The sequence below is a fragment of the Actinocorallia libanotica genome, from assembly GCF_039525175.1.
In the GTDB taxonomy this organism is placed as follows: Bacteria; Actinomycetota; Actinomycetes; order Streptosporangiales; family Streptosporangiaceae; genus Actinocorallia; species Actinocorallia libanotica.
This window is the reverse complement of sequence record NZ_BAAAHH010000034.1, coordinates 36,729-48,366: the sequence shown is the minus strand read 5'-3', so window position 1 is coordinate 48,366 and position 11,638 is coordinate 36,729. Positions and strand designations below refer to the sequence as shown.

The 11,638-nt window shown below is 72.8% G+C and carries 12 protein-coding genes; 8 read left to right on the top strand and 4 right to left on the bottom strand.

Annotated features, from left to right (window positions below):
* The first annotated feature begins 11 nt into the window (after positions 1 to 11).
* Positions 12 to 1,229, top strand: a complete 1,218-nt coding sequence (locus ABD140_RS31230; protein ID WP_344244902.1) for a serpin family protein — start codon at positions 12 to 14, stop codon at positions 1,227 to 1,229.
* A gap of 86 nt (positions 1,230 to 1,315) precedes the next feature.
* Positions 1,316 to 2,062 (top strand): DUF4184 family protein, encoded by a 747-nt coding sequence (locus ABD140_RS31225; RefSeq protein WP_344244900.1) that lies wholly within the window; start codon positions 1,316 to 1,318, stop codon positions 2,060 to 2,062.
* A 9-nt stretch (positions 2,063 to 2,071) separates the two neighbouring features.
* Here the strand turns inward: ABD140_RS31225 and ABD140_RS31220 are convergent, their stop codons facing one another.
* Positions 2,072 to 3,139, bottom strand: a complete 1,068-nt coding sequence (locus ABD140_RS31220; protein WP_344244898.1) for a DNA glycosylase AlkZ-like family protein — start codon at positions 3,137 to 3,139, stop codon at positions 2,072 to 2,074.
* A 54-nt stretch (positions 3,140 to 3,193) separates the two neighbouring features.
* Between ABD140_RS31220 and ABD140_RS31215 the strand changes: the two genes are divergently transcribed.
* The 5 genes from ABD140_RS31215 to ABD140_RS31195 all read left to right on the top strand — a co-directional run bounded on the left by ABD140_RS31215 (position 3,194) and on the right by ABD140_RS31195 (position 7,778).
* Complete coding sequence (locus ABD140_RS31215; protein ID WP_344244896.1) at positions 3,194 to 4,093, top strand: cyclase family protein; 900 nt, start codon at positions 3,194 to 3,196, stop codon at positions 4,091 to 4,093.
* Positions 4,094 to 4,102: 9 nt separating this feature from the next.
* Positions 4,103 to 4,843: a hypothetical protein gene (locus tag ABD140_RS31210; RefSeq protein ID WP_344244894.1), complete on the top strand. Its 741-nt coding sequence runs from the start codon at positions 4,103 to 4,105 to the stop codon at positions 4,841 to 4,843.
* Between the two features lie 18 nt (positions 4,844 to 4,861).
* Positions 4,862 to 5,686, top strand: coding sequence for an inositol monophosphatase family protein (locus ABD140_RS31205; protein ID WP_344244892.1), 825 nt, complete (start codon positions 4,862 to 4,864; stop codon positions 5,684 to 5,686).
* Between the two features lie 117 nt (positions 5,687 to 5,803).
* Positions 5,804 to 6,304: a hypothetical protein gene (locus tag ABD140_RS31200; RefSeq protein ID WP_344244890.1), complete on the top strand. Its 501-nt coding sequence runs from the start codon at positions 5,804 to 5,806 to the stop codon at positions 6,302 to 6,304.
* 199 nt (positions 6,305 to 6,503) lie between these two features.
* Positions 6,504 to 7,778: a citrate synthase gene (locus ABD140_RS31195; protein ID WP_344244888.1), complete on the top strand. Its 1,275-nt coding sequence runs from the start codon at positions 6,504 to 6,506 to the stop codon at positions 7,776 to 7,778.
* A gap of 55 nt (positions 7,779 to 7,833) precedes the next feature.
* Here the strand turns inward: ABD140_RS31195 and ABD140_RS31190 are convergent, their stop codons facing one another.
* A complete protein-coding gene (locus ABD140_RS31190; protein WP_344244886.1) occupies positions 7,834 to 8,259 on the bottom strand; it encodes a limonene-1,2-epoxide hydrolase family protein in 426 nt (141 codons plus the stop codon).
* Positions 8,260 to 8,502: 243 nt separating this feature from the next.
* Between ABD140_RS31190 and glnII the strand changes: the two genes are divergently transcribed.
* Positions 8,503 to 9,519, top strand: coding sequence for a glutamine synthetase GlnII (glnII, locus tag ABD140_RS31185; RefSeq protein ID WP_344244884.1), 1,017 nt, complete (start codon positions 8,503 to 8,505; stop codon positions 9,517 to 9,519).
* A 79-nt stretch (positions 9,520 to 9,598) separates the two neighbouring features.
* Here glnII and ABD140_RS31180 read toward each other — a convergent pair whose 3' ends face one another.
* Together ABD140_RS31180 and ABD140_RS31175 are read right to left on the bottom strand one after the other, a co-directional pair.
* Positions 9,599 to 9,850, bottom strand: coding sequence for a hypothetical protein (locus tag ABD140_RS31180; RefSeq protein ID WP_344244882.1), 252 nt, complete (start codon positions 9,848 to 9,850; stop codon positions 9,599 to 9,601).
* Between the two features lie 93 nt (positions 9,851 to 9,943).
* Positions 9,944 to 11,614 (bottom strand): serine/threonine-protein kinase, encoded by a 1,671-nt coding sequence (locus ABD140_RS31175; RefSeq protein WP_344244880.1) that lies wholly within the window; start codon positions 11,612 to 11,614, stop codon positions 9,944 to 9,946.
* Positions 11,615 to 11,638: the final 24 nt, after the last annotated feature.

Sequence of the window (11,638 nt, the reverse complement as noted above, 5' to 3'; positions counted from 1 at the left end):
TCATACCGGGTATGAAGATCCTGAGCTGGACGGCCGCGCTGCTGGCCGTGGCGGTCTGCGGCACCGCGTGCACCTCGGGCGCCGAGGCGACCGAGGTGCGGGGCCGGGTGCTGGACGTGCCCGCCGCCGAGGCCGGTCCCCTCATCGCGGGCGACCTGCGTTTCGGACTGCGGATGCTGGACGCCTGGTGCGCGCGGGACCCGAAGGCCAACGTGGTCTTCTCGCCGTCGAGCCTGGCCGGGGGCCTGGGCATGGCGGCGCTGGGCGCCGAGGGGGAGACCGCGGCCGAGATGGCCGGGCTGCTGGGCTGGCCGAAGGACCCCCTCGGCGGGCTGAAGGCGCGTTCCGACGCGCTGCGCGGCCTGCCGGGAGTGCGCACCAGTGACCAGGTGTGGGCGGATGAGGGCTGGAAGGCCGGACAGGGCTACCTCGACCGGGTGGCGACGGCCTACGGCGCGGGCGTGAAGCTGCTGCCGCTGGAAACCGACCCGGAGGGCTCCCGGAAGGCCGTCAACGACGCCATCAGCGACGACACCGAAGGGATGATCAAGGACCTGATCCCCGCGGGGGCGCTGGACGGCGTCGGCTGGGTGCTCACCGACGCGATCCACCTCAAGGCCGACTGGGCGCAGGAGTTCGAGCCGGAGAAGACCGCCACCGGTGCCTTCGGCACCGCCGCGGGCGGCAGGACCGACGTGAAGTTCATGAACGGGACCGGTGACTTCGGCTACGCCCGCCACGGCGGCTGGACCGGCGTGCGGCTGCCGTACACCGGAGGCAGGCTCGGCATGCTCGCGCTGCTGCCCGACGGCGACGGCCGGGAGTGCCCGAAGCTCGCCGCCGAGACCGTCGAGGCCTTCGGCTCCGGGGCGTCCGGCACCCGTCTGGAGCTGTCCCTGCCCAAGGTCGACCTGTCGACCGGGGAGGAGGTCGGCCCCCTCCTCCAGAGCCTGGGGATGGCCACCGCCTTCTCCGAAAGGGCCGACTTCACCGGTATCTCCCCGAACGCCGGCTCCGTCTCCGCCGTCCGCCACGCCGCGAAGCTCCGGATGGACGAGAAGGGCACCGAGGCGGCCGCCGCGACCTCGGTCGAGATAGAGGTGAAATCGGCGGCCCCCGAGGAGCTGCCCCGGGTGGCCTTCGACCGGCCCTATCTCCTGCTCCTCCAGGACCTGTCCACCGGCGAGCCCCTCTTCCTCGCCCGGGTCGCCGACCCCTCGCGCGGATGAGGACGTGAACTTCTGACGGGTCGAGCGGAGACCAAGGAAAGGAACATGATCCCGCTGCGGCGGCCTTCGACCCGGACGGTGCCCCGATGCCCTTCACCCTGAGCCATATCGCGGCGGTCCTCCCGCTGCGGTCGCGCCTCCTTCTGCCCTCGGGCCTGGTCGTCGGGGCGACCGTGCCCGACGTGCCGCTCTTCGTCGGCCTGAGCGACCGGCCCACCACCCACGGCCTCCTCGGAATGGTGACCTGGGACCTGGGCCTGGGCCTGGTGCTGCTGGCGGTCTTCCATCTGCTGCTGAAGCGGCCGCTGCTGGCGCTGTCCCCCCGCCCGCTACGCGACAGGCTGGCCCCCGTGGTGAACGGGCCGACCCGGCGGAGGGTGCTGGCGGCGGCGGTGCCGTCGATCCTGTTGGGCACGGCCACCCATGTGGCATGGGACGCCTTCACCCACCTCACCGGCCCCATCGTGCAGGCCTTCCCCGAGCTGACCACGATGGTGAACGGGATGGCCTTCTACCGCTGGGCCCAGTACGGCTCGGGCGTCGCGGGCGGCCTCGCGGTCCTCGCCTGGACGGCCTGGTGGCTGCGGCGGGCGCCGGCCGTCCCGACCCCGGGACTGCCCGGCTGGGCGCGGACGGCGGTGCTGCTCGTCGCCCTCGGCGCCGTGGGCGCGGGCCTGGCCGTCACGGAGCTCGTGCGGGTCCCGCCGAGCCCCTACTTCCGCCTCAGGTACGCCGTGACGGACTCGATGGTCATGCTCGGCTGCTGGACGCTGCTGTACTCGCTGCTCTACTGGGCGGCGCGACCCCTGGACAAGGCGGCCCGCGCCTCCTGAGGCGCGCGGTCACTCCCGGATCAGCCGGACCTCCCCGGCCCCGCGCAGGGCGGCGAGACGCTCGGCCTCCCCGGTGAGGAGGCGTTCGGGCAGGGGCTCGAAGGCGGTGACGGTGAGGTCGAGCCGCTTCGCCCGGAGCCTGGTGCGCCAGACGCCGGCGAGCCCGCCGTCCAGGAGGACCGCGCCGGGACTGCCGAGAGTGCGCCAGACCTGCTTCTCGCGCTCCTTCTCGGGGACGAGCATCGGGCGGTCCCGCGTCTGCAGGTACGGGTCGCCCGGGGGCAGCAGGCGCAGCAGGCCCGAAGGGGGAGCGGCGGACAGCAGGGCGTCCACGGAGTCCTCGGGGAACCAGGCGCGCTTCCCTCCCACGCGCACCTCGGCGAGGCCGTCCGGCCAGGCCGGCTTCAACGCGGTGGCCGTGGTGCCGAGGAACCTGGCGGCCTCGGCCGGGGTGGCGGGACCGAGCAGGCGCAGGAACGTGCGCACGTACTCCGCCGTGCCCGCGGCCGTCTCGGGCGGCGGTACGGGATCGGAGAGCGGGGCGAGCACGGTGCCCCGGCCCTCGGGCCGCACCTCGACGCCGCCGGAGAGCCCCGCGTGCTGGAAGAGGCCGCCGGAGACGTGCACGGCGTCGCAGCTCTGGCAGAAGTAGGTGAGCGACTCGGGCACCAGCGCGCTGACGGCCCTGCTGGCCTCGCCCTTGCCCATCGGCCGGGTGAGCACCCGGCGGAAGGCCGCCGCGGTGCGCCGGAACGCCTCCAGTCCGAGCTTCGCGCCCTCCTTGATCAGCGGATTGGTGATCCGGGCGGTGGCGTCGGCGTCCGAGAGCGGCCACAGCGCCGCGGCCAGCCGGGGCAGTTCGCCGCGCCGGTGCAGGTGCGGCGCTCCCCGCACGCTCCACACCAGCGCCGTCCCCGCCTCGGCGGCGCCGCGCGCCGCCATCGCCTGCCGCGCGGAGCCGTAAGGCGTGTCCTGCACGCCCAGCTCCAGCACCGCCGGATCCGCGGACGCCCGGTCGAAGCCGTGCGCCGCCACCCGGTGGGCCAGCACCCGGTCACGGGACACATCGATGCTCATCGGCCTCACGATAAACAGATGGACCGACATTCGCCGCCCCGGAAGAATGCGCCCATGAACGATGAGCAGTGGCGGGTGCAGTTCGACGCGGAAGTACGGTTCGCGAACGGGGGCGACCTGCGGGTCAGGGAGTTCCGGCTGGACATCCCGGGCACGGACATCTCGGACGAGGCGCTGGCCGAGCTCATCGTCCGCCACCTGGGCCTGCTCATGGTCGGCGAGGTGGAGATCTCCGGCAAGACCCTGATCCGCGAGGCGCACAAGGGCTCGCGCGGCGCGGACACCGGCCCCCGCGCCCGGCGGATCGTGGAGCTGAGCCACGTCCTGCGGGACGGCATGGTCACCGTGCCGGGGCTGCCCAGCCCGCGGATCGGCGACCACGAGACGCACGCGCAGTCCCGCGACCGGTACGCGCCGGGCACCGAGTTCCACTTCGCGAGCATCGCGATGGTCGGCAACACCGGCACCTACGTGGACGCCCCGCTGCACCGCTACGAGGGCGGGACGGACCTGGCGGGGGTGCCGCTGGAGTCGCTGGCCGACCTGGAGGGCGTCGTCGTGCGGGCCGAGGGGCTGGCGGAGATCACCCGCGAACTGCTGCTGCCGCTGGACGTGCGGGGCCGCGCGGTGCTCGTGCACACCGGCTGGTCCCGGCACTGGGGCACCGAGCGGTACCTGTCCGGCCACCCCTACCTCACCGCCGAAGCCGCGGACCTCCTGGCCGAGGAGGGCGCGGCCCTGCTGGGCATCGACTCCCAGAACGTCGACGACACCCGGGGCGGGGAGCGTCCGGCGCACACCCGGCTGCTGGGCGCCGGGATCCCGGTCGTCGAGCACATGACGGGCCTGGCCGACCTGCCCCCGCTGGGCTTCCGCCTGCACGCCGCGCCGCCCCGGATCGCCGGGGTCGGCACCTTCCCGGTGCGTGCTTACGCGATCGTTACCGAAGAGTAGCCTTGGGGGATGAGCACCGATGACCCCGGCAACCTGTTCCGCGTCGTTCCGGGCCCGCCCCGGCTGGCCCTGCCCGGCCTGGTCCCCCTGTACGACCTCTACGTCCGCGCCGGCGCCGAGCTGCTCACCCAGCCCGACGCGCTGAGCGCGGAGCTGTGGCTGTCGGCCCAGCTCGGCGAGCTGGACGCGGCGGCCCCCGACCGCACCGCGCTGGACAAGGCGTACGGCGACCTGGTCAAGGTGCTGCGCCGGGCCGGGACGCCCGGCGCGCACGCCTTCCTGGCGGCGATGGCGGCCGTCGGGCCCGAGGACCACCGCGCCGCCGCCGCCAAGGCCGCCGGCGACCTGCGGGGCCCGCTGCTGCCCGAGCCGCCCGCCTGGCTGGAGCGCCTGGGCACGGCGGTCGCCGTCGACGCCTGCAGCATCCAGGACGGCACCCTGGACCGCACCCAGTACCTGGTGGAGTACCGCTACCCCGACGGGAGCGGCCACCACGGCCTGTCGGTCACCCTCTCGGCGGGCCTGCCCGTCCAGCTCGTGGTGGTCGGCGACATGCTCGGCATGCGCTCGGAGCTCCGCCGCGTCCTGGAGGAGGGCGAGGTCGTGGTGGCGACGCTGCCGCTCCCGCTGGCCTCCACCACCTTGCACCAGGCCTTCGCCGAGCTGGCGGAGGTGCCGAGCGCGGAGCTGACCGGCCCCTTCCACGCCCTGCTCCTCCTGGCGAGACACCGGCTGTCGCTGCTGCCCTGAGTGTGAAAATCTGGGCTGGTGATCGACGTCGCAGAGGTCTCCGCCATCGTCCGTGAGGTCGCCGACCGCCAGGTGCTGCCCCGGTTCGGCGCGCTGGCCGCCGCGGACATCAGCGAGAAGTCGCCCGGCGACCTGGTGACCGTCGCCGACCGGGCGGCCGAGGAGGCACTGGCCGAGCGGCTCCTGGCGCTGCTGCCCGGCTCGGTGGTGGTGGGCGAGGAGGCGGTCGCGGCCGATCCGGGCGTGCTGGCCCTGCTGGAAGGCCCCGACCCGGTGTGGATCATCGACCCCATCGACGGCACCCAGAACTTCGTCGAGGGCAGCCCCCGCTTCACCACCCTGGTCGCCCTGGCGCGGGGCGGGGAGCTGCTGGCGTCCTGGACGCACGCGCCGGCCCTGGACGTCCACGCCACCGCCGTCAAGGGCGGCGGCGCCGTGGTGGACGGGCGCCCGGTGCGGGTGCGGCCCCGCGAGGGCGGGCTGCGGGAGCTGGACATCGTCACCTCGCAGCCGCGCTGGTGGACGCCCGAGCACCGGGCCCAGCACCACGCGCTGGCCCGGGAGCGGGTCTCCCTCGCCTTCTTCGACACCTCGGGCCTGGAGTACGTGGAGCTGGCCGCGGGCCGCAGGTCGGCCATGATCCTCGGCTGGGAGTTCCCCTGGGACCACGCCGCCGGGATCCTGCTGCACGCCGAGGCGGGCGGGGTCTCCCTCACCGCGGACGGCACGCCCTTCCGGCTCTCCGGGGGCAACGACCTCCCCTTCGTGAGCGCCCCGGACGCGGCCACCGCGCTCGCCGTCCACGCGGCGATGCGCCCCAGGGCAAAGGAGGCGTCTGCTTGACCCCGGGCCCGCCTTGACTACAGTCAGGGAATAGTCAGGAGATGCCCACGGTTGGACAGAGAGTCTCGATCGTAGGGTCATCAGTGGCATAACTGTGGCCTTGAAGGGGGTCTTGTCATGGAAACCACCATCCGCATGGTCTGTCTGGAGTGCAGCGCTCCGCTGGACTTCACCGAGACCTGGGTGGACGGCGAACTGTCCGACCTCCTGTACGAGCACCCCCGCGCCACCGCCGGGGCGTGGGACCACGACCCGCTGCCCGCGCTGGCCGATCCGGCCGACCGCTCCGACCAGGCCTGGCGGCACTGCGACTGCTGCGGCATCGCCGCGCCCCGCCCCCAGGGCTTCGTCAACACCTGGGTCCCCGAGCCCGGGCGCCCGGTCCGGCTGCGGCTGGGCGACCGCACCTTCGACTACTCCTCGCCCTGGTCGGTCTGCGCCGCCTGCTCGGCCGCGATCGCCGAGGACGACCTGAAGATGCTGCTGCTGCGCAACGCCGAGCACGGCGGCCTGCCCGCGTCCTGCACCGAGGAGCAGCGCGAGGCGGGCATGGCCCTCGCCCGCGAGCTCCTGCTGTCCTTCCTCGCGGCGCGGCCCCGGCGCGGCGCCGCTTTCTGACACCTTTGCACGACCGTTGTATGACGATTTTGTGAACTAGGTCACGCAACCCCCGTGCCAAGCCCTAGGGAGCGGACGTTTACGCTTCGGCAGAGGTGCCCCCGGTGTGTCCGCGTCCACCCACGCGGCAGACTGGAAAGCCGGCAGGACGGGTCCGACCAGACGGACACCGCACGATTCATGGGAGAGCGGGAGAACAATGGCCGATTTCGGGCTTGACCACAAAGGCGGGAGACTTCCCCTCGAGGTGACCGAGGCCACCGAGGGCTCCGGAGGCCTGGGCATCAGCAAACTCCTGAGCGAGACCGGGTACGTCACCCTCGACCCCGGCTTCGTGAACACCGCCTCCTGCGCGTCCGCCGTCACCTACATCGACGGCGACGCCGGCATCCTGCGCTACCGGGGCTACCCGATCGAGGAGCTGGCCGAGAAGTCCTCCTTCCTCGAGGTCGCCTGGCTGCTGATCCACGGCGAGCTGCCCACCCCCGAGCAGCTGGCCTCCTTCGACGAGCAGATCCGCGAGCGGACCCTGCTGAACGAGGGCTTCCGCTCGTTCTTCGCCGGCTTCCCCACCTCCGCCCACCCGATGTCGGTCCTGTCGGCGGGCGCCAGCGCGCTGGCCGCCTACCACCCCGACCTCCTCGACCCGTTCGACCCCGCGCAGGTCGACGAGGCCTCGGTCCAGCTGCTGGCCAAGCTGCCGACCATCGCCGCCTACGCCCACAAGTCCTCCCTCGGCGAGCCGCTGCTGTACCCGGACAGCTCGCTGGGCTACGTCGAGAACTTCCTGCGGATGACCTTCGGCCTGCCCACCGGCAAGTACGAGGTGGACCCCGAGGTCGTCAAGATCCTCGACATGCTGTTCATCCTGCACGCCGACCACGAGCAGAACTGCTCCACCTCGACCGTGCGGCTCGTCGGCTCCTCCAACGCCAGCCTGTTCTCCTCGGTGTCCGCGGGCATCGGCGCCCTGTGGGGCCCGCTGCACGGCGGCGCCAACCAGGCGGTCCTGGAGATGCTGGAGCGCATCCACAACGACGGCGGCGACGTCAAGGCCTTCGTGAACAAGGTCAAGAACAAGGAAGACGGCGTGAAGCTCATGGGCTTCGGGCACCGCGTCTACCGCAACTACGACCCGCGCGCCGCGGTCGTGAAGAAGGCGACCCGCAAGGTGCTCGACACCCTGGGCGTCAAGGACCCGCTGCTCGACCTCGCCATGCAGCTGGAGGAGGTCGCCCTCGCCGACGACTACTTCGTGCAGCGCAAGCTCTACCCCAACGTCGACTTCTACACCGGCGTGATCTACAAGGCGCTCGGCTTCCCGGTGAACTCCTTCACCGCGCTGTTCGCCCTCGGCCGCCTCCCCGGCTGGATCGCCCAGTGGCGCGAGATGATCAACGACCCGGCCACCAAGATCGGCCGTCCCCGCCAGGTGTACACCGGCTCGACCGAGCGGCACTACCCGGCGAAGTGATCCATGGCGAAGGCCCGCTCCCCCCGGGGGAGCGGGCCTTCGCCATGTCCGGGGGTCAGGCGCGCACGGCGCCGCCCGCCGGGCGCGACCGCAGCAGTCCCGCCGCGCCGCGCAGGCCCGCCCACAGCAGCGTCGTCCAGTCGAAGTAGTCGCGCCACAGGACGATCTTGCCGTCGCGCACCCGGAACGTCCCGCACACCCAGAACTCCGCCCGCCACCTGCCGCGCTCCAGGGCGTCCGTCCGGACGGTCAGCACCGTGTCGCCGTCGGAGGAGATCTCGTGGATCCGCGCCTCGAACCCGGTGCCGTACCGCAGCAGCAGCCCCAGCATCCGCAGGGTCGCCGCCTTGCCGCGCGCCGGCGGCAGCGGGACGTTCTGGTAGAGGACCCCCGGCGCGAGCAGCTCCCCGGCCGCCGTCAGGTCCAGATCCTCCAGCGCGGCCAGGAAGTCCCTGACCACCTTCACGCTCTCGTCCGCCATCAAGTAGCTCCCTCGCGTACGTGTGCAAGGCATCCTAGAATCCGGTTCAGCCGAGGGGGACCCGGGGTGGCGCCGGGCGTGGTCTATACCAAACGGTGTGGCGTGCAGCACAGCGCGGGGGAGCGGGGGCGAGTTAACACCGGGTTTACACAAGGGCAATGGACGCGAAATCGCGGCTCAGCAGAATCTCGGGTGCAGGCAAAACCCGGCTTCACCTCCCTCGCACACCACGCAAGGATTCCCATGAGCTTCAAGGCTGAGTACATCTGGATCGACGGCACCGAGCCCACCGCCCAGCTGCGGTCGAAGACGCGCATCCTTGCCGACGGGGCCGAGCTGCCGGTCTGGGGCTTCGACGGCTCCAGCACCAACCAGGCCAAGGGCGGTTCCTCGGACTGCCAGCTCAAGCCGGTCTTCACCTGCCCGGACCCGCTGCGCGACCCGGCCAAGGACGTTCTGGTGCTGTGCGAGGTGCTGAACGTCGACGGCACCCCCCACGAGAGCAACACCCGCGCGCTGCTCTCCCCGGTCGCCGAGCAGTTCGCCGCGCAGGAGTCCTGGTTCGGCATCGAGCAGGAGTACACCCTCATCAAGGACGGCCGTCCGCTGGGCTTCCCCGAGAACGGCTTCCCCGCCCCGCAGGGCCCGTACTACTGCGCCGCGGGCGCCGACCACGTCTTCGGCCGCGAGATGGTCGAGGAGCACCTGGACGCCTGCCTGACCGCCGGCCTGAAGGTCTCCGGTATCAACGCCGAGGTCATGCCCGGCCAGTGGGAGTTCCAGATCGGCCCGGCCGGTCCGGAGGAGGCCGCCGACCACATCTGGATGGCCCGCTACATCGCCCTGCGCGTCTTCGAGAAGTACGGCGTGCAGTTCTCCATCGAGCCCAAGCCGATGAAGGGCGACTGGAACGGCGCCGGCGCGCACACCAACTTCTCCACCAAGGCGATGCGCGAGGGCTACGACCCGATCATCACCGCCTGCGAGGCCCTGGGCGAGAAGTTCCTGGAGCACGTCAAGGCCTACGGCGCCGGCGTCGAGGACCGCCTCACCGGCGCCCACGAGACCGCCCCGTGGAGCGAGTTCTCCTACGGCGTCTCCGACCGCGGGGCCTCCATCCGCCTGCCCTGGCAGGTCGAGATCGAGCGCTGCGGCTACCTGGAGGACCGCCGCCCGAACGCCAACATGGACCCGTACGTCGTGACCCGCATGATCGTCGACACCTGCTGCACCGCGCTGGAGAAGGCCGACCAGGTCTGACCCGGACGCCCGGCGCGCATGGTCGCCGCGAGGTGAGAACCGAGACCCCCCGTCCCCCCGGGCAGGGGGTCTCGGCGTTTCAGGACGGCCCGTCGACGGGCCGGATGAGCGGACCGCGGGGCGGCGGCACGCGCGCGACGGCCGGAGCCGGACGCAGGACGCGGTCCATCTGGGCGGCGATGTCCTCGGCGCCCCGGCGCCTGCGGTCGAGCTCGGCGGCGTCGCACGTCCAGGAGTCCCGGGCGGTCGGCACCGTGTTCAGCAGATCGGTCAGCAACGACGCGAGCACGGCGCCGCGCTGCCGGTCACTCCAGTCACTGGGATCGCTCACAGTGACCACTGTCTCACGCTCGCGGACGGACCGCAGGTGAACGCCGGATGAACTCGGAAGTGATCGGGGATCCGCCCGGGTTCCGGCCGCGGGTCAGCGGCAGTTGGCCCACGGGGCGGCGGTGCTGCCCTTCGGGCCGCCGCCCGCGAACCGCACGCAGGTGCCCTCGGCGGCCAGGTAGACCGGGCCCGCGTAGTACTGGTACATGCCCCGGTCGGCGGCGCTCTTGCGGTCGGACTTGCGGACGAGGCGGGCGAAGACGCTGGTCTTGCGGTCCAGGTCCTCGGTCTTCAGCGTGACGACGCAGTTGAACCCCGCCGCGTTGTACAGCTGGAACGTCCGGCCGCCGGGGAAGGCGCGGGAGCGCTGCACCTGGAAGCCGCCGCCCCGGCCGCCGTTGCAGACCTGGACGGCGTCGTAGGGGTTGCGCCCGGCGGAGGGGCCCGGCTCGGGAGGGGCCGACGGGGTCTGGGACGCCGCGGGCGGCGTGCCCGTCGGCTTCGCGCCGTCCGAGGCCGAGGAGCCGGGCCGCGGCTTCTTCTCGTCGGACGGGCCGGGGGAGACCGTGACGACGACGGTCTTCTCCGGCCGGGGCCCGGCGTCGGTGGGGCGGGCGGAGGCCGGCGCCTCCTGCTCCGGACCGGCTTCCTGGACGTTCCCCGGGGCGAGGCCGATGACCCTGTCGTCCTTCTTCGGCTCTTCGTCGTCCTTCGTCAAGGCCCAGCCGGTGACGCCGATCGCCAGCAGCATGACGAGGAAGACCGCGATGGCGATGGTGGGCCGCCGCCCGGACAGCGCGTCGCTCTCGCCCGGCGCCGGGCCGATCTCGAAGGGGTAGGGCTCGCGCTGCCGCGGGGGCTGCGGCTGTTGCGGGGCCCAGGGCTGCGCGCCCGCTCCCGCGGGGGCGCCGGGCTGCGGCGGGAGCTGCTGCGGAGGCTGCGCCGCGGGCGGCGGCGGGACGGGCTGCGTGCCGCCCATCAGCACCGCTTGCGCCTGCGCGGCGGTCGGCCGCTCCGCAGGGTCCTTGGCCAGGCAGGCCCGGACGACCTCGCGCAGCGGCTCGGGCAGGGCGCTGACGTCGGCCTCGGCGTGCGCGATGCGGTAGAGGACCGCGCCGACCTCGTCGTTGCCGAACGGCGGGACGCCCGTCGCGGCGAAGACCATGCAGGCGGCCCAGGAGAACAGGTCGGACGCCGCGGTGAGCTGGCGGCCGTTCAGCTGCTCCGGCGACATGTAGGCGGGCGTGCCGATGCTGTGGCTCTGCGAGGTGGTGTTCAGCGCCCGCGCGATGCCGAAGTCGATGACGCGCGGCCCGTCCGGGCCGATGAGCACGTTGTGCGGCTTGAAGTCGCGGTGGATGATGCCGGCCTGGTGGATGGCGGTGAGCGCGTTCAGGGTGCTGATCGCCAGCCGCTCCAGCGCTCCCCCCGTCCGGGGCCCCTCCGCCGCCACCTGCTCCTGCAGGGAGGTGCCGGGGACGAACTCGCTGACGATGTAGGGGCGGTCGCCCGCCATGTCGGCGTCGAGGACCTGGGCGGTGCAGAACCGGGCGACCTGCTTGGCCACCTCCAGCTCGCGGACGAACCGGGCGCGGGCCTCGTCGTCCTCGGTGAACCTGGCGTGCAGCAGCTTGACCGCCACCGGGACGCCGTCGCGCTCGCCGAGGAACACCGTGCCCTGCCCGCCCTCGCCGAGCACACCCACCAGCGCGTACGACCCGATCGACGCGGGGTCGCCCGCGCGCAGCGGCCGGGCTTCCACCATGGTTCACTCCCGTCCCAGCACTTC